Annotated in this window: 21 protein-coding genes; 14 read left to right on the forward strand and 7 right to left on the reverse strand. The window is 69.8% G+C overall.

The window, feature by feature from the left end; all coding sequences use genetic code 11:
* The first annotated feature begins 372 nt into the window (after window positions 1-372).
* Together dnaB and RWQ91_RS05330 are read left to right on the forward strand one after the other, a co-directional pair.
* Window positions 373-1,743 carry a replicative DNA helicase gene (dnaB, locus tag RWQ91_RS05325; protein ID WP_314503255.1) on the forward strand — a complete coding sequence of 457 codons (1,371 nt, stop codon included), beginning with the start codon at window positions 373-375 and terminating at the stop codon, window positions 1,741-1,743.
* 90 nt (window positions 1,744-1,833) lie between these two features.
* Entirely contained in the window at window positions 1,834-2,037 is a 204-nt protein-coding gene (locus RWQ91_RS05330) for a hypothetical protein (protein WP_314503256.1), read from the forward strand.
* Here RWQ91_RS05330 and RWQ91_RS05335 read toward each other — a convergent pair.
* Window positions 2,031-2,564 carry a pyridoxamine 5'-phosphate oxidase family protein gene (locus tag RWQ91_RS05335; protein ID WP_314503258.1) on the reverse strand — a complete coding sequence of 178 codons (534 nt, stop codon included), beginning with the start codon at window positions 2,562-2,564 and terminating at the stop codon, window positions 2,031-2,033. The two genes, RWQ91_RS05330 and RWQ91_RS05335, sit on opposite strands and share 7 nt — an antisense overlap.
* Before the next feature lie 49 nt (window positions 2,565-2,613).
* Window positions 2,614-3,984 (reverse strand): pyridine nucleotide-disulfide oxidoreductase, encoded by a 1,371-nt coding sequence (locus tag RWQ91_RS05340; RefSeq protein WP_314503261.1) that lies wholly within the window; start codon window positions 3,982-3,984, stop codon window positions 2,614-2,616.
* Between the two features lie 133 nt (window positions 3,985-4,117).
* On the opposite strand from RWQ91_RS05340, the gene RWQ91_RS05345 reads away from it, so the two are divergent.
* The 3 genes from RWQ91_RS05345 (at window position 4,118) to RWQ91_RS05355 (ending at window position 6,923) form a co-directional block, all read left to right on the forward strand.
* Complete coding sequence (locus RWQ91_RS05345) at window positions 4,118-4,678, forward strand: carboxymuconolactone decarboxylase family protein (RefSeq protein WP_314503262.1); 561 nt, start codon at window positions 4,118-4,120, stop codon at window positions 4,676-4,678.
* Window positions 4,679-4,723: 45 nt separating this feature from the next.
* Window positions 4,724-5,431 carry an AIM24 family protein gene (locus RWQ91_RS05350; RefSeq protein WP_314503264.1) on the forward strand — a complete coding sequence of 236 codons (708 nt, stop codon included), beginning with the start codon at window positions 4,724-4,726 and terminating at the stop codon, window positions 5,429-5,431.
* Between the two features lie 64 nt (window positions 5,432-5,495).
* Complete coding sequence (locus tag RWQ91_RS05355) at window positions 5,496-6,923, forward strand: GMC oxidoreductase (RefSeq protein ID WP_314503268.1); 1,428 nt, start codon at window positions 5,496-5,498, stop codon at window positions 6,921-6,923.
* Window positions 6,924-6,952: 29 nt separating this feature from the next.
* Here the strand turns inward: RWQ91_RS05355 and budA are convergent, their stop codons facing one another.
* On the reverse strand, window positions 6,953-7,684 hold the full coding sequence (budA, locus tag RWQ91_RS05360; RefSeq protein WP_314503269.1) for an acetolactate decarboxylase: 732 nt from the start codon (window positions 7,682-7,684) through the stop codon (window positions 6,953-6,955).
* A 35-nt stretch (window positions 7,685-7,719) separates the two neighbouring features.
* Window positions 7,720-8,994 carry an NAD(P)/FAD-dependent oxidoreductase gene (locus RWQ91_RS05365; protein WP_314503271.1) on the reverse strand — a complete coding sequence of 425 codons (1,275 nt, stop codon included), beginning with the start codon at window positions 8,992-8,994 and terminating at the stop codon, window positions 7,720-7,722.
* Between the two features lie 56 nt (window positions 8,995-9,050).
* Here RWQ91_RS05365 and RWQ91_RS05370 point away from each other — a divergent pair, with 56 nt between their 5' ends.
* From RWQ91_RS05370 to RWQ91_RS05380, 3 genes are read left to right on the forward strand one after another with little or no spacing between them, the layout of a single operon-like run.
* Entirely contained in the window at window positions 9,051-9,626 is a 576-nt protein-coding gene (locus RWQ91_RS05370) for an AAA family ATPase (protein WP_314503274.1), read from the forward strand.
* Window positions 9,627-9,679: 53 nt separating this feature from the next.
* The gene (locus RWQ91_RS05375; protein WP_314503276.1) at window positions 9,680-10,369 is read left to right on the forward strand and encodes an acyl-CoA synthetase; all 690 of its coding nucleotides are present in this window, start codon (window positions 9,680-9,682) and stop codon (window positions 10,367-10,369) included.
* Window positions 10,366-10,713, forward strand: coding sequence for an amino acid transporter (locus tag RWQ91_RS05380; protein ID WP_314503279.1), 348 nt, complete (start codon window positions 10,366-10,368; stop codon window positions 10,711-10,713). Before RWQ91_RS05375 ends, RWQ91_RS05380 begins: the two co-directional genes overlap by 4 nt.
* On the opposite strand, the gene purB is transcribed toward RWQ91_RS05380, so the two are convergent.
* Window positions 10,710-12,089: an adenylosuccinate lyase gene (purB, locus tag RWQ91_RS05385; RefSeq protein ID WP_314503281.1), complete on the reverse strand. Its 1,380-nt coding sequence runs from the start codon at window positions 12,087-12,089 to the stop codon at window positions 10,710-10,712. The two genes, RWQ91_RS05380 and purB, sit on opposite strands and share 4 nt — an antisense overlap.
* Window positions 12,090-12,228: 139 nt before the next feature.
* On the opposite strand from purB, the gene RWQ91_RS05390 reads away from it, so the two are divergent.
* On the forward strand, window positions 12,229-14,868 hold the full coding sequence (locus RWQ91_RS05390) for an ExeM/NucH family extracellular endonuclease (RefSeq protein WP_314503284.1): 2,640 nt from the start codon (window positions 12,229-12,231) through the stop codon (window positions 14,866-14,868).
* Here the strand turns inward: RWQ91_RS05390 and RWQ91_RS05395 are convergent.
* Window positions 14,865-15,401, reverse strand: coding sequence for a low molecular weight protein-tyrosine-phosphatase (locus RWQ91_RS05395; RefSeq protein ID WP_314503287.1), 537 nt, complete (start codon window positions 15,399-15,401; stop codon window positions 14,865-14,867). The genes RWQ91_RS05390 and RWQ91_RS05395 overlap by 4 nt on opposite strands.
* A 133-nt stretch (window positions 15,402-15,534) precedes the next feature.
* Here RWQ91_RS05395 and RWQ91_RS05400 point away from each other — a divergent pair, with 133 nt between their 5' ends.
* Window positions 15,535-15,822, forward strand: coding sequence for a hypothetical protein (locus RWQ91_RS05400; protein ID WP_314503288.1), 288 nt, complete (start codon window positions 15,535-15,537; stop codon window positions 15,820-15,822).
* A complete protein-coding gene (locus RWQ91_RS05405; RefSeq protein WP_314503289.1) occupies window positions 15,819-17,186 on the forward strand; it encodes a hypothetical protein in 1,368 nt (455 codons plus the stop codon). The genes RWQ91_RS05400 and RWQ91_RS05405 overlap by 4 nt, the downstream gene beginning before the upstream one ends.
* Here RWQ91_RS05405 and RWQ91_RS05410 read toward each other — a convergent pair.
* Complete coding sequence (locus RWQ91_RS05410) at window positions 17,158-17,550, reverse strand: phage holin family protein (RefSeq protein WP_314503291.1); 393 nt, start codon at window positions 17,548-17,550, stop codon at window positions 17,158-17,160. The two genes, RWQ91_RS05405 and RWQ91_RS05410, sit on opposite strands and share 29 nt — an antisense overlap.
* Window positions 17,551-17,627: 77 nt before the next feature.
* Between RWQ91_RS05410 and RWQ91_RS05415 the strand changes: the two genes are divergently transcribed.
* From RWQ91_RS05415 to RWQ91_RS05425, 3 genes are read left to right on the forward strand one after another with little or no spacing between them, the layout of a single operon-like run.
* Window positions 17,628-18,740, forward strand: a complete 1,113-nt coding sequence (locus tag RWQ91_RS05415) for a histidinol-phosphate transaminase (RefSeq protein WP_314503293.1) — start codon at window positions 17,628-17,630, stop codon at window positions 18,738-18,740.
* Between the two features lie 53 nt (window positions 18,741-18,793).
* Complete coding sequence (locus tag RWQ91_RS05420; RefSeq protein ID WP_314504330.1) at window positions 18,794-19,921, forward strand: thiamine pyrophosphate-dependent dehydrogenase E1 component subunit alpha; 1,128 nt, start codon at window positions 18,794-18,796, stop codon at window positions 19,919-19,921.
* A gap of 53 nt (window positions 19,922-19,974) precedes the next feature.
* On the forward strand, window positions 19,975-20,940 hold the full coding sequence (locus RWQ91_RS05425) for an alpha-ketoacid dehydrogenase subunit beta (protein WP_314504332.1): 966 nt from the start codon (window positions 19,975-19,977) through the stop codon (window positions 20,938-20,940).
* Window positions 20,941-20,951: the final 11 nt, after the last annotated feature.

A 20,951-nucleotide genomic window follows, 5' to 3' on the forward strand; every position in this document is an offset into this window, starting at 1 on the left:
CCGTAGGTACAAGCGACATCCAGGGAAAGCCCTGTTCAACCGAACTTTATTCGTCTCCGATCCACCACTCCCCGGACTTCTCCACAGACGTTGTGCACAGGCTCACCGGCGTTTCGCGCAGCCTCTCCACAGACTTATCCACAGGCGCTGTTGCGAGGGGGCAAGCCCCTCTCTAGCGTGGGGTGCGGCCCACGGGGGGTTGGCGCACGGCACGTCGACGCAGACGCATGTCGGCGGTTCGTGTTCTGCTGAAGGCGGGATGAGGGTGGTGCTGCGGCATCCGATCTCGCCTCACTGCAGCGCGCACCGATCGCAGCCGGCTCCGGGTGAACCGGTGCCTTTGTGGTGCCAACGATGGGGAGGAAAGTGCATATGTCGATCGCCGACATCTCGGACGAGCGCCTGGGGGGCCAGCGTCGGGAGCACGAGCGCACCCCGCCGCATGACCTGCTCGCCGAGCAGAGCGCGTTGGGGGGCATGCTGCTCTCGAAGGATGCCGTCGCCGATGTCATCGAGACCCTCCGCGGCGTCGACTTCTACGTGCCCAAGCACGAGCTCATCTTCGAAGCGGTCCTCACTCTCTACTCGCACGGCGAGCCGACCGACGTCGTGGCCGTGACCGACGAGCTCATCAAGACCGGCGAACTGCAGCGGGCCGGCGGCGCCGACTACCTCCACACCCTGACTTCGATCGTTCCGACCGCGGCCAACGCCGGCTACTACGCCTCGATCGTCTCAGAGCGCGCGCTGCTGCGCCGCCTGGTGGATGCCGGCACCCGCATCGTGCAGATGGGCTACTCCGGGCAAGGCGAGGCGCTGGACCTCGTCAACAACGCTCAAGCCGAGATCTACGGCGTCACCGGTGCGGACGCTGCCGAGGATTACGTTCCGCTCGAGGTCGCCGTCAGTGCGGCGGTCGATGAGATCGAGGCGGCCCGCGGTCGCGATGGCCAGATGACCGGCATCCCGACCGGGTTCTCGGGCCTGGACCAGCTGACCAACGGCCTGCACGCCGGCCAGATGATCATCATCGCCGCACGGCCCGCGATGGGTAAGTCGACCCTCGCGCTGGACTTCGCCCGATCTGCGGCGATCAAGCACGGGTTTCCCACCATCCTCTTCTCGCTCGAGATGGGGCGCAGCGAGATCGCGATGCGCCTGATGAGCGCCGAGGGCGCCGTGCCACTGCAGAACATGCGCAAGGGCACCCTCGACTCGCGCGACTGGACCACGATCGCCTCGACCCGCGGGCGCATCAACGACGCTCCTCTCTATATCGATGACAGCCCCAACATGACGCTGGTCGAGATCCGCGCGAAGTGCCGCCGGCTCAAGCAGCGTCAGGGGCTGAAGATGGTGATCATCGACTACCTCCAGCTCATGACCAGCGGCAAGCGCGTCGAGTCGCGCCAGCAAGAGGTGTCGGAGTTCTCCCGCGCGCTGAAGCTGCTCGCCAAGGAGCTGCAGGTTCCTGTCATCGCCCTGTCGCAGCTGAACCGTGGTCCGGAGCAGCGAGCCGACAAGAAGCCCGCCCTGTCGGACCTACGCGAGTCGGGCTCGATCGAGCAGGATGCCGACATGGTCGTGCTGCTGCATCGCGAGTCCGCCTACGAGAAGGACAGCCCGCGCGCAGGCGAGGCCGACCTGATCGTCGCCAAGCACCGCAACGGGCCGACCGACACCATCACCGTCGCCTTCCAGGGGCACTTCTCGCGCTTCACCGACATGGCGGTCGGGCTCTAGCAGCAGCCGTCCTCGGCCGCTGCCAGATCGGGCGGTGTCATTCGGAAACATTCCCAGCGGCGGCCACGTCAACCAGAAGGGGGTCACAGAATGACCAGCGCAGAATCCACGGCACCACAGGACCTGACCGGCACGGCCGACGAGCGAGTCCATCAACTCGCGCAGCTCGACGGAGAGGCCGATACCGTCCTGTCCGCCGAGTGGCTTCGGCGCCAGCTCGATGCGGCGCTGCTCGCCTGGGGAGCTGATGAGAGCGAACTCGACATCGACAGGGAGTCCCGAGTCGACTACTGAGGCCGTTCCCCGCTCGGCACAGCAGGCGGCGTTTCCGCCGGCGCCGGCTGCAGGATCTCGCGCGGAGGCAGCCGGATCCGCTCGTCGTGGTCATCGAGCACGAAGACATCCCGCACGACGGCGCGGTACAGGCGGTGCTTCGCCGGCTCGCTGAGTCTGGTGGCGTCCCACTGCGCCAGGCCTCGCTCCAACGATCGCGCGTTGTACAGCTGCAGCGCGTCCTCGAACGACGCCCCGCTCGCGACCTCGGCGTCGGCATCGATGTACAGAGCACTTCCGGCTCCCGGGGCTTGCGTCGAATCGAAGACGACGAGGGACACGCGAGGATTCTCCGCGATGTTGCGTGAGTGCCGGGCGTGCGGACTGGATGCCCAGACGAAGATCTCCAGCGCACGCGAGCCGAACCAGACCGGCGACGCCCAGGGCGCCCCGTCGGCGCTGGCCGTCGCGACGGTCATGTACGAGTTCGCCGCGACGAGAGCGCGGGCGAGGCGGCCGGGATCGACCGCGGCCTGTTCGGGCCCCATCCACCCAGGTTAGGAGGGGGCCGCCGCCCCGCCAACACCTTCGCGCCGATCAGCGCCCGGCCATCTCGGCCAGCCGCGCACGTCCGGGTGCGATGTGCTCGCGCAGGCGTGCACCTGCGGCAGCCACCGCAGGGTCGGCCGCCTGCGCGGGGGTGACGCGGGCGGGGTTGAGCCAGGTGGCGTTCGACCACGCTCGCATATCGGTTTCCTTCGACATCGCCAGCGATGCGTCACCGCCGATCGTCTGCATCAGCGTCCAGTCCTGCGGCGTGTCCGAGTACGGCGACGGCCGGCAGACGCGATTCTTCTCGGCATCCGTATCACGCGTCGCTTCGACGTAGCCGACCAGCGCCGCGCCGAAACAGGGGAACCCGACCCGCACCGGCTGCGGGGTTATCGCCTCCTCGGTCCAGATCGGCCGGAGGCCCGGGTATTTGAGTCCCTCCGCCGCGCAGTGCACGATCATCGCGTCGGCGGGGACGCGCACCTCGCCGTCCGTGAAGGACAGGCGGCCGGGGGCAACGGCACGCAGGTGGCCGCGGCGCACCACGTCTTCCACCGTGCGGGCGAGGTCGAGCTCCCACGTCGCCAGTGTGGGGGTCTTCGCCATGGTCGGCGTGACCGCAGGGTCGAGTCGAAGCATGATGCCGGCATCCTCCATTCGCAAGAAGGCGTCATCGGGGTCGGCGGCGTCGGTCGCGGCGATCATCGTGTCGGCGGCCATCCCGAGGAACACGGCCGGATCGGGTTGAACCACCGCGCGGTTCAGCAGCCACGGGTCGCGCGGTCGCACCCACGTGATCGCGCTGGGCGAGACGCCGTTCACGAGGAGCCAGACACACGTATCGGTCGCCGTCTTGCCCGCGCCGACGATGACGTACTTCTCAGGGGCGTGCGTGATGCGCACCAATTCGTTGACGGCGACGACGCGCACTCGCTCGTCGACAGCGAACGGCGGTGGGGTGAGAAGCGGGATGTCCGGCGACAGGTATCGCGCGTCGACCACGCGCGCGCCGGGGGCGGAGAATCGCGCGCCGCTCAGCAGTGACACGAACCGGCGGTCGCCGATGTACTCGCTGCGCGGGAAGAAGCGCACTCGCCCGGTCGCCGTGAGGCGTTCCAGCACGCGGGCGTAGTACTCCGCGAGTTCGGCGGCACTCGCCCGCTCGTGCAGCCCGTGTTCGGGTCCGTCTGTCTGCACGCGGCCCCCGCCGAGAAGCGTCGAGGCGACGCCGTAGAACGCGGACGCCTGGTGGAGGCGAACGAACCCGTACGCGTCCAGCCAATGACCGCCGGCGCCATGGCGGCGGTCGACGATCGCGACGGAGACATCGGCGTTGGCGACCAGGGCGTCGACGAAGGCCATTCCCATCGCGCCCGCCCCCACCACCAGGTAGTCGACGTCGATGATCCGCTCCATGGGCTCATCAGAGCAGTGGCCGCTGCGCGCGTCAATGGGCGCAGCGACGGGATCGCGGCGAGACGAGACCGGCGCCCACTACCGCTTCGCCCGCCAGAGTGCCACGATCCAAGAACGACGCGAGGAGGATCCCATGTCCATCATCGACACTCCGCCGGACGACGACGAGAGCGTCGCCGATCTGTACTCGGCAGACGTGGCCGACTTGGGCTACGTTCCCAGCCACACGCGGGTGATGGCGGTCAACCCGGAGGCCACCCGCGTCTTCCAGCACCTCGCCCGGACCATCGTGTCGCAGCTGGGTCTGCGCAACTACGAACTGGCGACTCTGGCCGCGGCCGAAGCGATCGGCTCGCAAGCGTGCCTGTACGCTCACGGGCGCAAGTCGCTCAAGCTGTTCGACGAAGAGCAGCTTGCTCGCATCGCGCGCGATCACCAGGACGCGGGCCTGAGCGAGGCGGACGTCGCTCTGATGGACTTCGCCGCGAGGCTGAGCACGGACTCGGCGTCGATGACGGATGCCGACAGCACGCGCCTGCGGGAGGTGGGGTTCAGCGACCGTGAGATCGTCGACATCGCCCTCGCGGCATCCCTCCGCAACTACTTCAGTCGAGCCCTGCACGCGCTCGCGGTCGATGTGGACGTGCCGCCCGGCCTCAGCCCGCGCCTGACCGAAGCCCTCACGCTGGATTGAGCCGGATTCTGGATGCTGCGACGACGGTCCGGCTACAGTGACGCCATGAAGACCGTCATCGCCGGAACCACCATGCCGATCCTCGAGATCACGCTCGACGCGGGCGAGTCCGTCGTCGCGGAGGGCGGCGATGTCGCCTGGCTCAGCCCCGGTATGGAGCTCGACACCTCCACCGCGCACGCGTCGGGCGGCCAGGGCGGCTTCATGAGCGGGTTGAAGCGCGTTCTCGGCGGGGCACAGCTGTTCCTGACGAAGTACACCGCGCCCCGCGGCGGAATGGTGGCGTTCGCCGCACAGCTGCCCGGCACCATTCGTGCGGTGCAGATCGACCCTGCCGACAACTTCATGATCCAGTCCGGCTCGTACACAGCCAGCACCACCGACGTCGAAGTATCGGTCGCTCTGCAGAAAAAGCTGGGAGCCGGAATCTTCGGAGGTGCCGGCGTGGTGTTCCAGAAGCTCTCCGGAGCGGGAACCGCGTGGGTTCAGCTCGCCGGCGAGATCACCGAGTACGACCTGAAGGCGGGCGAGTCGCTGCTCATCCACCCGGGCCACCTCGCGATGTTCCGCGCCGAGATGCCGCTCGAATTCGCGACGATCAAGGGCATCAAGAACAAGTTCTTCGGCGACTCGCTCTTCCTCGCCGAGCTGCACGGCCCCGGCCAGGTTTGGCTGCAATCCATGAACCCGGCCAAACTGGCCGCTGCCATCGAGCCGTACCTCCCCGACAAGAGCTCCTCCAGCAGCAACTGAGCGTCGATTCGCGGTGTTCGCGGGCGCCGTGGCACCCTGATCAGATGCAGTGGCGGGTGAGCGGATGGTGAAGCCGCGCGCGGTCGTCGTCGGCGCCGGAAGCGCCGGATGCGTGCTGGCATCACGCGTCGCGGACCGCTACGACGTCGTCGTGATCGAGGCCGGACGCCCGGTTGACGCGATCGGTCTCCCGTGGGCGGCCGACGATGCGTCGATCGCCCACCCGCCGACCTGGTCGCTCCCCGCTCTGCTGACCGCCGGCCGTCGCTGGCGTGCCACCCCGGGTCGCGCGGTGGGCGGGTCGTCGGTCGTCAACGGCGGGTATCTCGCCGTGCCCGTCGACCTGGATCTGCAGCGGTGGCATGCCGCGGGGGGCGACGCCTGGCGACCCGATCGCGTGCGCTCTCTGGCCGAGCAGGCTGGTGCAGGCCTCGGTGCGCAGCCGTCGCCGCAGACGCACCCCGTGGCGCGCGCGTTCGCCGACGCGGCGGCCGCGCTGGGCCGCAAGGAGGGGCTGCTCGCCCTCGACACGACGGTGCACGACGGCGTGGTGCGCAGCGTCGCCGCGGCCTACCTCGGGCAGGAGATCTCCCTGCGCAGCGACTGCCGCGTCCTGCGCGTCGTGATCGAGGCCGATCGGGCGGTGGGCGTCGAGGTCGCGGACGCCGACGGGATCCGGGAGGTGATCGCAGCCGACGAGGTGATCCTGTGCGCCGGCGGCTTCGGCACCGCACGCGTGCTGCTCGCGTCGGGCATCGGACCGGCGGACCGGTTGCGCGCAGCCGGCATCGACGTCGTGTGCGACCTCGCCGGCGTCGGCGCTGCGTTCAGCGACCACCCGACGGTGTGGGTCGAGTGGATGCCGACCACGGCGCTTCGGACGGGTGACGTGCACCCCGAGGACGCGTTCGGCGCGTTCCCGATCGCCCTGTGCGTCGCCGTGGAGGGCGCACCGGGCGACGATCTCGAGATCCTCGCGTGCACTCAGCCGCCCGACCCGGTGGCGCGGAACGCACCCGGAGCCGCCGCGTACGGCCTCATCGTCGGACTGCAGCGGCCGGTCTCACGGGGGACGGTGGTGGCGACATCCGCCCACCCCTTCGCCTCCCCCACCATCTCTTACGGGTATCTCGACGACCCGATCGATCGTGCAGCGATGCGCGCGGGTGTGCGACTGGCGGCGGAGCTGCTGCAGCACCCGGCGTTCGCGGGCCTGGTCGATCGGCTCGTTGATCTGGACACGGCGACCCTCGCGGATGACCAACTGCTGGACGCGTGGGTCGAGGCGCGCCTCGGCAGCGCCGCACACACGTGCGGGACAGCCCCGATGGGACTCGACACCGATCCGCTCGCCGTCGCGGACGGCGCCGGACGAGTGCGCGGAATCGCCGGATTGCGGATCGCCGACACCTCGCTGCTGCCCGTCGTGCCGTCCCGCGGGCCGGCGGCGGCGGCGATGGCGGTCGGCGCGATCATTGCCGACCAGCTCTGACGAGACCCGGGTTCGCACCGCCACGGATGTCAGTGCTGGGCGCCGCCCTCGACAGCGACGATGCGGTGATCCTCGTCGTGGGTGAGTTCGGTGCGCAGGAAGAGCTCATCGGTGGGAAGGTGCAGATCGAATCGCGCGTACGCGGCCAGCTTCATCTCCGCTCGCCGGATCGACACGTCGAGCACGTGCCCCCCGACGCTCCGATCGTCCGCGAGAAAGTGCACATGCAGCCCGGCCACGGTGATGCCCTGGTAGATCGCGGGAGCCCAGAAACCGATGAGCGTGCCGTGCACGTCGTGGAGGACAGTCTCGATCTGTCCGCTCGTGACCTCGGCGAGCGGACGGAAGGGGTGGTGCTGGCGCGGCGTGACCCGCACTCGCACGGATCCGAAGACACCGTCCACGCGCACCGCATGGAACAGGTTGCGGCTCGCGAGCCGGCTCTGGATGTGCGCGGTGAACGCGGGCAGGTCGAGATCGGTGACCGTTGAGCCGGGCGCAGGTGGGAAGCGGCATATATCGACGAAAGGAAGGATCTGCTCGTCGCTCATCCGGTCGGGCGGCGCGCCCACCGTGCACTCGTAGACCTCGCCGTCGAGGATGATCACTTCGCCGCCGAGGTGGTCGCAGCAGCCGATGCCCAGGTCGCCGAGTCCGCGGAGCGCCGCCACACTGATGCCCGACTCGTACGCGCCCGCGAGCAGGGCGTCCAGCACGGCGAACTGCGTCACGGCGGCGTCCGTTGAATGCAGGCTCGTCATCCTGCGAGGCTATCGGCCGCGCCGGTCATTTCGTCTCACCTCGGCACGGCCAGACCGGCGAGCACGGCGGAGGCGGCCCGCTCGCCCGACACGAGGGCGCCCTGGATCGAGGCGGTGTCGCGATGATCGCCCGCCACGAAGAGGCCGCCGGCGATGCGGGCGGGGCTCCTCACGCGCAAGGGAGGAGGTTGCACCGGCAGCGCGTCGGGGATGTCGTCCCGACGGATCAGCCGCCAGTCCGCTGCATCGGCGCCCCAGATCTCGCACAGCTGCCGGCGCACGTCCCTCTCGCGGGGTGCGGCCTGCGCGTCGCCGCGGGCCGCCTGCGGCAGGAGGCAGGTCGCCTGGATCAGGTGCATACCCGGCGGAGCATACGACGGCGCCGCATTCGACATCACGGCGGTGTTGACCACCGGTCCGCGCCGTCTGCCGTCGACGGACAGCAGTGCGGATGCCGTGGGTGCGGCATCCGCCGAGAACCACCACGTCTGCAGCCCCTTCGTCTGCGGCCGTGGGACCTCGACCAGGTCGGCCACAGCGTCCGGCCCGACGGCGACCACCACGGCTCGTGCCCGCACGGGGTCACCTCCGCTGACATCGATCTCCATCGCCGAGCGATCCGGTCGCACCGCCTTCACCGCGGCTCCCAGTCTCACGACCGCTCCGCGGGAGGCCGCGGCCGCACTCAGCTGCGCCGGCAGTGCTCCGATGCCCTGCTCCGGCACACCCGGGCGTCCCAGCACGAACATGCGAACGAGCAGGCGGGCGAACGAGTCCGACGTCGCGCCGGAGTCGTCGGCCAGCACTCCGGCCAGGAAAGGCTCCAGAACCTGGGAGCGCAAGGCTCCGGTCAGCCCGGCTCGATCCCATCCGTCGCGAAGCGCACGGTCGGTGCCGGCGATCACGTGCCGGGGCCGCAGCAGCGCAGGCGTGATCCAACGGGCGAGGGCGATTGCATCGCGGGGGGAGATCAGACCACTGGCGAGGGTGGATGCGATGCCGGTCGGATGACGCAGCGGATGCCGCAGCTCGGCGACCCCGTTCTCGCGGCGAACCCGCACCCCGACCGGGAACGGGCGCATCCGCAGGCGATCCACCTGCACCCAGCGCCTCACTGCCGGGTACGCGGGATTGAGCACCTGGAAGCCGCGGTCGAGCAGAAAGCCGTCCACCTGATCGGTGCGCTGCCGGCCGCCGACCCGGTCGTCCGCTTCGAGCACGAGAACGTCGAGACCGGCGCCTGCCAGCCGCGCGGCGCACCGCAGTCCGGCAAGACCCGCCCCGATGACGACGACCTCGTGTGCCTCCACGCTGTTCACGATAGGCGGCGGTCGGCAGGCGGAGGTCGGCCTGGCACGATGGAGCCGTGCAGCCCACTGACCAGGTTCGCGCGATCGCGGACCTCGCTCGTGCAAGCGTCGTGCCCGGGGTGCGCCTGGTCGGCATCGACGGGCCTTCCGGCGCGGGCAAGTCGACGATCGCGCGGCCGGTCGCGGCCGCGCTCGGCGCGCCGATCATCCCGATGGACGACTTCGTCTCCTGGATCGACGTCGCCGGATGGTGGCCGCGGTTCGACGCGCAGGTGCTTGCTCCGCTGCTCGCCGGTCGGGACGCGGGCTATCAGGTGCGGGACTGGCAGCACGATGAGTTCGGAGACGGGCTCGCCGGCTGGAAGAGCGTGCCGTGGCATCCGCTCGTCGTCCTCGAGGGCGTGACCTGCACCCGGCGCGCGGTGGCGGATCTGCTGGCCGTGCGTGTCTGGGTGGATGCTCCCGCGGACGAACGGCTGCGTCGGGGCATCCGGCGCGACGGCGAGAGTCACCGTTCCCTCTGGGAGCGGTGGATGGCTGAGGAAGAGGCGTTCTTCGTCCGCGACGGCACCCGCGCACGCGCGGACGTCATCATCGACGGCACGGCCGGGCCGTCACAGGGCAAGAAGTAGACTGGGTGGCATCCCTCCTGCTTCGCGCAGGACCCTCCGCGCCAGGAATTCCCGTGACCACATCCCCCGCTGCTCGCAGCTTCCACGTGCGGCACGTGCAGCTCGCCCGTGCGGCGTTCGCCGCGATCGCCGCGATCATGGTCACCTTCTCGCCCGACCACTCCGCCGTGATCGGCCTGTCGATCTTCAGCGGGTTCGCACTGGCGACCGGCCTCGTGCTGGTTGCCGCGGGGTGGTTCGTCTACACGGTCGACACCCGGTGGCCGAGCGTCGGCCTCGGCAGCATCTCGGTGATCGCCGGCATGATCGCCGGCATCGCGCAGCTGCGCACCGATGCGATGTTCTTCGTCATCGTGATCAGCTGGGCGCTTCTGACCGGCCTGATCGAGACCATCACCGGCGCACGCGCCCTGCGCGCGGCGCGCGGTCTCGCCAAAATGGATTCCGCGCGCACCGAGCCGCGCGACGGCCTGACGGTCGGCATCCTGACGATCGTGCTCGGCCTCGGCCTGCTGGTGGTGCCCGCCGGGTACGCCCTGCGGTACACGATCGACGAGGCGAACACGACGTTCACCCTCACCGGCATCATCATCGGCGTCGGCCTCTTCGGCGGCTACGCCGCCATCCTCGCGGTCTACCTCGGCATCGCGGGGCTCTCACCCCGCAAGCCGGTGGTCACCGAGGCGCCCGGCGCCGCCGATGACCTTCGCGCATCCGCCCACGACGAGAGGGGCACCGTATGACCGATGACAAGCCCACGCGCCGCGACCTCATGAAGCCCCTTCAGCTGCTCGGCCTGGCGTTCGGCTCGGCACTGTTCGCGGGTGTCGTGACCCTCGTCTCGATGGGGTTCTTCCAGCGGCGCAGTCCCGAGCAGGCTCCCGCCGCCCTCCAGCTCGCGCTCATCGTCGCCGGAATCACCTTCATCGTGGTGCTCGTGATGGTCGCCCTCATGCTGCTGGCCGTCGACCCCGCGCAGGTCAAGAAGCAGATCGACCGGCCCGTGCTGCTGCCGGACCCGGATGCCCAGGGGCAGAAGCCGGGCGGCACAGATCCGGATGCCGCAGCATCGGCGGATCCCCGCTAGAGCTCGTCGACCAGCGACGCCGCCAGGCCCGTGTACGTGGCGGGCGTGAGGGCGAGCAGGCGCTTTTTTGCGGCATCGCCGATGTCCAGGCCGTGAACGAACTCGGCGAGCTGCGGTCCGCCGACGCGGCGCCCACGCGTCAGGTCCTTCAGGAGCGCGTACGGATCGGTGATCCGCGACCGGCCCGCCGCGATCTCGGCGCGCACCACGGTCTGGATGGCCTCGGCCAGCACTTCCCAGTTCGCATCGAGGTCGGCATCCAGCACCGGCTGCGCGAGGGAGATCTCCCCGAGCCCGCGCTGCAGATTCTCCAGCGCCAGCAGCGAGTGCCCGAGGGCGACGCCGATGTTGCGCTGGGTGGTGGAATCGGTCAGGTCGCGCTGCAGGCGCGAAGTCACGAGGGTCGAGGCGAGCGTCGCGAGCAGGCCGCCGGAGATCTCCAGGTTCGCCTCGGCGTTCTCGAAGCGGATCGGATTGATCTTGTGGGGCATCGTCGAGGAGCCGGTGGCCCCGGCGACGGGAATCTGGGAGAAGTAGCCGAGGGAGATGTAGGTCCAGATGTCCGTCGCGAGATTGTGCAGGATGCCGCCGGCGTGGCGCACGCGGTCGTACAGCTCGACCTGCCAGTCGTGCGACTCGATCTGGGTCGTCAGGACGTTGAAGCCGATGCCCAGACCCTCGATGAACGAGCGCGTCAGCTCCGGCCAGTCGACATCCGGGTCGGCGGCCAGGTGGGCGGACCACGTCCCGGTGGCTCCGGAGAACTTCGCCAGATACTCGGATGCCGCGATCTGCGCCGCGACCCGCTCGAGGCGCCAGACGAAGACCGCCAGCTCCTTGCCCATCGTGGTCGGAGTGGCGGGCTGGCCGTGGGTGCGGGAGAGCATCGCGGCGTCGCGGTGCTGTTCAGCGAGGCCCCGCAGCGCCGCGATCACCGTCCGCAGCCGGGGAAGCCAGACACCGGTCACGGCGCGCTGGACGGTCAGCGCGTAGGAGGCGGAATTGATGTCCTCGCTCGTGCACGCGAAGTGCGTCAGCTCGGCGATCCCGTCGAGGCCCAGCGTCGACAGGCGGTCGCGCACGAGGTACTCCACGGCCTTCACGTCGTGGCGGGTGACGGCCTCCTTCTCGGCCAGCCAGTCGATCTCCCGCTGGCCGAACCCGCGGTACAGCGAGCGCAGGTCGTTCTTCTCGGCATCCGTCAGCGGGGAGGACCCGAACAGCGAGCGATCGGTGAGGGCGATGAGCCACTCGACCTCGACCTCGACGCGAGCACGGTTCAGGCCGGCCTCGGACAGGTGATCGGCCAGCGAGCCGACGACGGCGAAGTACCGGCCGTCCAGCGGGCTGAGCGGCTGAGGGGGCAGAGAGGTCACGGGAGTCGATCCTACCGGCGCCCATCGGCGCGTCGGAGATCGTTCACCGACCGATCACCCGAGGGGTCTTCCGCATGTCACAGGAGCGACATAGCCTGAAGGCGAAAGCCGATATCCCCCCCTTGATCGGAGTCTTTCCGTGCGCCCATCCCCCCGTCGCCTCATCGCGGCACTCACCTCCGTCACTCTCGCCGCGGTCGGCGCCGTGGTGATCGCTCCGCCCGCATCAGCGGCATCCGGCGACCTGCTGTTCAGTGAATACATCGAAGGCACGTCCTTCAACAAGGCCCTGGAGATCTACAACCCGAGCACCGCGGCCATCGACCTGGGCGCCTCGGGATACTCCGTGCAGCAGTACTCCAATGGCTCCGCCACGGCCGGTGTCACCGTGCCACTGACCGGTACGGTCGCGCCGGACGGGGTGTTCGTTTTGGCGCACGGTTCGGCCAACGCGGCGATCCTGGCGAAGGCGAACCTGACCTCGACCGCCGGGCTGTTCAACGGCGATGACGCGATCGCACTGGTGAAGGGCACGGTGATCGTCGACGTGATCGGTCAGATCGGGGTGGATCCGGGCACCGAGTGGGGCACGGGCATCACATCGACCGCAGACAACACCCTCCGACGCAATGCCGATCTCTGCGTCGGCGACTCCGACGGGTCCAACGCCTTCGACCCCGCGGCACAGTGGGCCGGCTACCCCACGGACAGCTCCGAAGGGCTCGGCCTCCACGAAGCCGACTGCGCTCTTCTCCCCGCGGTCGACCCCGAGCCCGATCCCGGAACCGGTGCCGACTGCGAGGCCGACACCGTGACGATCGGATCGGTGCAGGGCTCGGGCACGACCTCGCCGGTCGTGGACGCGGTGGTGCGCGTGGAGGGCGTCGTGGTCGGCGACTTCCAGGCGGCCGGCGGTCTGTCGGGTTACTTCATCCAGGACGAGGGGGACGGCGATCCGGCCACCTCCGACAGCGTCTTCGTCTACGCGCCCGGCGCGGCGCTCGACGTGGCGACGGGTGATGTGGTCAACGTCGCCGGAACCGTGAGCGAGTTCGCCTCGGCCGGCGGAACGCTGACCGAGATCACGGCGGGTGGCGTTGAGATCTGCCAGTCCGGCGTCGCGCTCCCCTCGCCTGCGACCCTCACTCTGCCGGCGACGAGCGAAGAGCGAGAGGCGCTCGAGGGCATGTCGGTCACCCTTCCGCAGACCCTGACGATCCTGGAGTACTTCGAGTACAGCCGCTTCGGCAGCGTGGAGGTGGGTGTGGACCGCCAGATGCAGCCGACCGCGGTCTTCGAGCCGGGCTCGCCGGAAGCCATCGCACTCGCGGCGCAGAACGCCGAAGAGCGCATCACGCTCGACGACGGCCTGGGCGTGCAGAACCCGGACCCGCTCACCCACCCGGACGGCGCCGAGTTCACGCTCTCGAACACCTTCCGCGGCGGCGACACGCTCGCGAACATCACCGGTGTGCTCGACTACCGCTTCGGCGGGTGGGCGATCCAGCCGACCGCGCCCGCGGACTACACCGCGGCGAACCTCCGCCCCGAGGTGCCGGAGGTCGGCGGTGACGTCACGGTCGCCAGCTTCAACGTGCTCAACTACTTCACGACCCTCGGCGACCGGGGTGCGAACACTGCCGCCGAGTTCAAGCGCCAGGAGGCCAAGATCGTCAGCGCGATCTCGGACATCGATGCCGACGTGGTCGGCCTGATCGAGATCGAGAACAACGGGACGGCGGTCGCGGCACTCGTCGATGCGCTCAACGCTGAGATGGGCGCGGGCACGTACTCCTCCATCCAGACCGGGGTGCTCGGCACGGACGCGATCACCACGGCGCTGATCTACAAGCCCGCGACCGTGCAGCCGCAGGGTGACTTCGCGGTGCTGACCTCGGCGACCGACCCGCGCTTCGCCGACAACAACCGGCCGGCGCTCGCGCAGACCGTCACGAAGGTCGGGGGCAGCGAGCCCGTCACCGTCGTCGTGAACCACCTCAAGTCGAAGGGGTCGGCCTGCGTCGGAGACCCCGACCTCGGCGACGGCGCGGGCAACTGCAACCTCACCCGCACCCGGGCGGCCCAGGCGCTGGCGGACTGGCTCGCGACCGACCCGACCGGCCAGGGCGCGGGCCGCGAGCTCATCATCGGCGACCTGAACTCCTACGACAAGGAGGACCCGATCGACGTGCTGCTCGCCGCCGGATACACGGACGTGGTCGAGCAGTACCAGGGCGAGGAGGCGTACTCCTACGTCTTCGACGGCCAGCTGGGGTACCTCGACTATGCGCTGGCGGGCACCTCGCTCGCTGAGGACGTGACGGGTGCGCAACACTGGCAGATCAACGCCGACGAGCCGACCGTGCTGGATTACAACACCGAGTTCAAGTCGGCCGATCAGGTGTCGGAGCTGTTCGCTCCCGACCCCTACCGCTCGAGCGACCACGACCCCGTGGTGATCGGGCTCGACCTGAGCGTGCCCGACACGACGCCGCCCACGATCTCGGTGACCGCCGACCCGTCGCTGCTGTTCCCGCCCAACGGCAAGCCGCGCATCGTCACGATCGCGGTGGACGCCGCGGACGACTCCGGTGCGGTGCAGGTCGCCGTCCAATCGGCAGTCGGCGCCGGCAGCAAGAAGGCGAGCATCGACCAGATCACCGAGACCACGTTCTCGGTGACCGCTGCGGTCGGGGCGTTCTACACGATCACCTACGTCGCCACGGATGCTGCGGGCAACAGCACCACCGCCAGCACCGTGGTGCGCGTCGGTCGCTAGTCGGCCGCCGGAGGATCCGCCCCGCGGGAGACAGCGGGGCGGATCGCCGGTTCCAGCTGACGGAACAGGGCGCGGCTGCCGCCCTCGATCATCGCGAGGACTTCGTCGAACATGCTCGGTCCCGCGTAGTAGGGGTCCGGAACGTCCAGCGTGCGCGCACCCGACTCGAACGACATGAGCAGGGCGATCTTGTCGGCATCCGCTTCCGTGCGAGCCCACCCGCGCAGGATGCGCTCATGACTGCGGTCGAGGGCGACGACCAGGTCGTTGCGTGCGAAGTCCGCATGCGTGAACTGGCGGGCCCGGTGCCGAGTGCCGTCATATCCATGGCGCTCCAGAGCCTCGATCGTGCGCTGATCGGCGCGCTCGCCGACATGCCAGTCGCCGGTTCCGGCGCTCGTCGAGGCGACGCGGTCCGCGAGCCCGGCGGATTCGGCGAACCAGCGGAACACCACATCCGCCATCGGGGAGCGGCAGATGTTCCCCGTGCACACGAAGACGACGTGGAACGGCTCCACGGCGCTGACGGTCATGCGTACATTCTGCGACGGTCCGCAGCTTCGCGCACACCGCGCCCCTCCTCCACAGCGCCCGCAAGGCACCGGTTCTCCCCCGGACGCGGCCCGCGGCATCCATCCCGCGCGCCCGCGCCGCAGGGTGGAGACCATGTCGATGCTGAACGACCCCTCTGCGCTGCAGACGATCGCGGTCCTGAGTGTCATCGAGCAGCAACTGAACGGTGCGATCGAGCAGCTGGGGAACGTCTGCGCACACGCGGCCGGCCTCGCGCGCCGAACGGACTGGCGAACGGATGCCGCGACGCGGTTCCACGCGGGTGCCGACTCGTGGGGCCACGATGTCGCCGGACTCGCCGGGTTCGTGGAGGACGCGCGGAACGAGGTCTCGGCGGCGCGGGTGCGCATCGAGCTGCGGGTCTGGAGCCCTGCAGAATGAGCGATGACCTCGACATCCGCGGCGGCGGCGCGGTCGCGGTCGACACGGCGACGCTGCGTACGGCAGCCGCTGGATTCGCATCCGCGGCGGCCGACCTCGAGGCGATCGCCGGTGTCATCGGGTCGGCGGGGCTGCGGCTGTTCGACGCCTCACGCGCCACGTGGGCGGCATCGGCGACGGTCGAGGCGGCTCGGCAGCGGGTCCTCGCCGTGATCGGTGAGGCCGACCTCATCGTCGACGCGCTGCGGTTCGCGGCCGACGTGTACGACATCGTCGAGCTGAGGGCCGAGCGCGCCGCGGCGCAGGCGGCGGGCGATGAGTCGGGGGTCTCGCGGCTGGACGCCGGGCTGGCGCGCCTGCTGACCGATCACCCCGACGCCGGCCGCCGGGCGACTCTTGCCGCGTTCGCTCATCGGCTGACCTGGCCCGGAGAGCTGGCACGTCAGGCACCGGGCACGCTCGGCTGGATCTCGCCCGGCTTCCCGTTCCTCGCGGTCCCCCTCGTGTGGTCTGTTCAGCACGCGATCGCGCGGGCCGGGGCGGGGACGGTGCCCATGACCTCACGCTTGACCGGCACCGCGGGGCCGGTGATCGTCACACCGCTGCCGACGACCGGACCGACCGGTGCGCCGGCGTCGCTGGCCGACACCGCGGCGCGCATCCCGCACGGCGAGGCCCGCATCCGCGTCGAGCGGTACTCCATGCCGGACGGTACGCGCCAGTTCGCGGTGTACGTCGCGGGCACGCAGACCCTCGCGCCCCGAACGAGCGACCCGTTCGATATGGCATCGAACGTCCAGCTGTATTCGGGCGAGCGCTCAGCATCCTACGAGGCGACGCTCGCGGCGCTGTCCGCGGCGGGGGCAGAGCCCGGGGATGTCGTCCACGCCTTCGGCCACTCCCAGGGGGCGATGGTGACAGCGCACGTCGCGCTCGAGGGAGGCTTCGAGACGCGCACACTCGTCTCCTTCGGCTCTCCCGTCGAGGCGGATGTCGGCGACGGCACGTTGAGCATCTCTCTGCGACACCGCGACGATCCGGTCGGCGCGCTCGAGGGCGGCGGTCACCTGGGAGCCGTCGGCGCCGCGGGCAGCTTCATCGCCGAGCGCACCGCCGATCCGCAGCCGGGCCTTCACGACTACGGCCTCTCAGCACACGGCATCGGCGGCTACACCGACACGGCCCGGCTGCTGGATGCGTCGAGTGACCCCCGTATGGGTGCGGTGCGCGACCTGTGGGCCGAGCTCGGGCGCGCGGCATCCATCGACGTCACGGAGTACTCGGCCCAGCGTGTGACCGGAGGGAGCCCGCACCCGCTCCCGGCACCACCGCCGGTCAGTCGCGCTTCTTCGGGCGGAGGATGATGCCGAAGATCCAGTTGATCAGCGAGATGATGATCGCCGCCACCACTCCCCACCAGAAGTCCTCGACGCGCAGGCCCCAGCTCCAGAAGCTCGTGATCCAGGCCGTCAGCCAGAGCAGGAACGCGTTGATGATGAGGCCGATCAGCCCGAGGGTGAGGATGTAGATCGGGAACGCGAGGATCTTGATCACCGTGCCGATGAACGTGTTCACGAGCGCGAAGATCGCCGCGACCACCAGCAGTGTGATCACGAACTGCAGCGTCTCGCCCGGCGGGAATGCGATGACGGACACCTGGAGGACGGGGATCAGGGTGACGACCCAGATCGCGAACGCGTTGACGACGACACGGATGAGGAAGCCCATAGTGCGATCAGTCTGCCACGGGCGCCGGTGCTCCCTTCAAGAGTCGGCGATCGGCGCATGTCCCTAGACTCGTCAGGGTGACCGACCCCTCCCCGATCCCCGTCCGGGTGCGCCCCGAGATCGCCGCGCTGCCGCCCTACAAGCAGGGCAAGCAGGCCGGGGGCGATGCGTTCAAGCTCTCGAGCAACGAGAACCCGTTCGACCCGCTCCCGGGTGTGCTCGAAGCCGTGAACGCGGCAACGGCGCTCAACCGCTACCCAGACGCGACGGCGGGACGGCTGCGTCGCCGTCTGGCGGAGCGTTTCGCCGTGGACGACGATTCGGTGCACGTCGCCGCCGGCAGCGTGTCGATCCTCGCCCAGCTGGTGCTCGCGACCTCCGGCCCGGGCGACGAGGTCATCTTCGCGTGGCGCTCGTTCGAGGCCTACCCGTGGCTCGCCGTGGTCGCCGGTGCGACGCCCATCCAGGTGCCGCTCACCGCCGACGCGCGCCACGACCTTCCCGCGATGGCGGCCGCGATCACCGACCGCACGCGGGTGATCATCGTCTGCACGCCGAACAACCCGACCGGTCCGATCGTCACGCAGGCCGAGTTCGACGCGTTCGCCGACACCGTCCCCTCCGACGTGCTCATCATCCTCGACGAGGCCTACGCGGAGTTCGTCACGGACCGGGAGTCGGTCGACGGCGTGACGGTCCTCGGGGCGGAGGGGCGGGCCAACGTCGTCGTGCTGCGCACCTTCTCCAAGGCCTTCGGACTGGCGGGACTGCGCGTGGGGTACGCGATCGGGCACCCGCGTATCCTCGACGCGGCCCGCAGCACGAGCATCCCGCTCTCGGTCACCGCACACGCGGAAGAGGCCGCGCTCGCGAGCCTCGAGCAGGAGGATGAGCTGCTCCGGCGCGTGCGGGTGATCGCGGAGCGTCGTGACCGCCTGGCGGCGGCCCTGCGGGCGGCCGGCTGGCGCATCCCGCAGGCGCAGGGCAACTTCGTGTGGCTGCCCGGCGGCCGCGAGACGCTCGAGCTCGCCGACGCGTTCGATGAGGCGGGGCTCATCGTGCGACCCTTCGCCGGCGACGGGCTGCGCATCAGCGTGGGCGAAGAGGACTCTGTCGAGAAGGTCCTAGCGATCGCGGCATCCGTTGTGAAGGACCTCCCAGAAGACCACTCGGGACGCGGGCTAGCGTAGGACGGGTGACCTTGTCTCAGAACGCGTCCGTGGACGCAGCTCCCTCTGACGTCGTGCGGGGTGACGACCCGGAACTGGTCCGCGTACTCGCCGCGGACGGCACGCTGGCGCCCACTTCGGCGGCCGCGCCGTATCTCGCCATCATCGACGCGCTGACGGATGCAGAGCTCGAGGGCTTCTACCGCGACATGTTCGTGATCCGGGCTTTCGACCAGCAGGCGACCAACCTGCAGCGGCAGGGTCAGCTGGCGCTGTGGCCGCCGAGCTTCGGTCAGGAGGCGGCTCAGGTCGGCTCGGCCCGCGCTGCCCGCGCGCAGGATCACCTCTTCCCCTCGTACCGCGAGCACGTGGTCGCCACGATCCGCGGTGTCGACCCGGTCGACATCATCCGCGTCATGCGCGGGCTCACGCACGGCGGATGGAACCCGTTCGACCCGAAGAACGGCAACACGCACATCTACACCCTCGTGCTCGGATCGCAGACACTGCACGCGACGGGGCTCGCGATGGGACTCGTCTTCGACGGCAAGTCCGGGTCCGGCGACCCGCAGCGCGACGAGGCCGTCATCGTGTACTACGGCGACGGCGCGTCCAGTCAGGGCGACGTGCACGAGGCGATGGTCTTCGCCGCCAGCTACCGCACGCCCGAGGTGTTCTTCCTGCAGAACAATCAATGGGCGATCTCGGTGCCGGTCGCGACCCAGTCGCGGTCGCCGCTTCATCGCCGCGGCGCCGGGTACGGCATCCCGAGCGTGCCGATCGACGGCAACGATGTGCTCGCCAGCTACGCCGTCACGCGCGTCGCCCTCGACGAGGCGCGTGCGGGCGGCGGGCCACGCGCGATCGAGGCGATGACCTACCGCATGGGCGCGCACACGACCAGCGACGATCCGACGAAGTACCGCACCTCCGACGAGGAGGACTCGTGGGCGCGACGGGATCCGATCGCCCGCATGCGGGCATACCTGCAGGGCCGCGGTGCGTCCGATGCGTTCTTCGCTCAGGTCCAGGCCGAGGCGGCAGCCGTGGCGGAGGACGCGCGCGTGCGCACCGTCGAGCTCGGCGGCATCCCCACCGAGCTCATGTTCGACCACGTGTACAGCGAGCCGCACCCGCTCATCGCCGAGCAGAAGGCCTGGCTCGCGGGGTACGAGTCATCGTTCGAGGAGGGGGCATCGTGACCGACACCATTCAGGACGTCCCGGCCGCCGAGACTCCCTCGCCCATCGAGACGATGCCCTTCAGCCGCGCGCTCAACGCCGGGCTGCGCCGAGCGATGACCGAGAACGACCGCGTGCTGCTGATGGGCGAGGACATCGGCAGGCTGGGCGGGGTCTTCCGCGTGACCGAGGGCCTCCAGGCCGATTTCGGCGAGCGCCGTGTCCTCGACACGCCCCTGGCCGAGTCCGGAATCGTGGGGACCGCGATCGGCCTCGCGATGGGCGGTTTCCGGCCCGTGTGCGAGATCCAGTTCGACGGGTTCGTCTTCCCCGCCTTCGACCAGATCACCTCGCAACTGGCCAAGATCACGAATCGACACGAGGGCGCGGTCAGCATGCCGGTCGTCATCCGCATTCCCTACGGCGGCCACATCGGCGCGGTCGAGCATCACCAGGAGAGCCCGGAGGTGTACTTCACCCACACCCCGGGCCTGCGCGTGGTGAGCCCGTCGACCCCGAACGACGCGTACTGGATGATCCAGGATGCGATCGCCTCGCAGGATCCCGTCGTCTTCCTCGAGCCCAAGAGCAGGTACTGGCAGAAGGGCGAGGTCGACACGTCGGCCCGTGCCCTGCCGCTGCACGCGAGCCGGCTCGTGCGACGGGGCACCGACGTCACGCTCGTGGGCCACGGCGCGATGGTCGCGACCCTGCTGCAGGCGGCGGCGCTCGCCGAGTCGGAGGGCACGTCCTGCGAGGTCATCGACCTGCGCTCCCTCTCCCCCGTCGACTACGGACCCATCCTCGATTCCGTGCGCCGGACCGGGCGCATGGTCTACGCGCAGGAGGCGCCCGGGTTCTCCTCGCTCGGCTCGGAGGTCGCCGCGACCGTCATGGAGAAGGCGTTCTACGCACTCGAGGCCCCTGTGCTGCGGGTGTCGGGCTTCGATGCGCCGTTCCCGCCGGCGAAGCTCGAGGGCACCTTCCTTCCGGATGCGGACCGCATCCTCGAGGCCGTCGACCGCACGATGGCCTACTGACGGTGCGAGAG

Source organism: uncultured Microbacterium sp. (assembly GCF_963524805.1).
Taxonomy (GTDB): domain Bacteria; phylum Actinomycetota; class Actinomycetes; order Actinomycetales; family Microbacteriaceae; genus Microbacterium.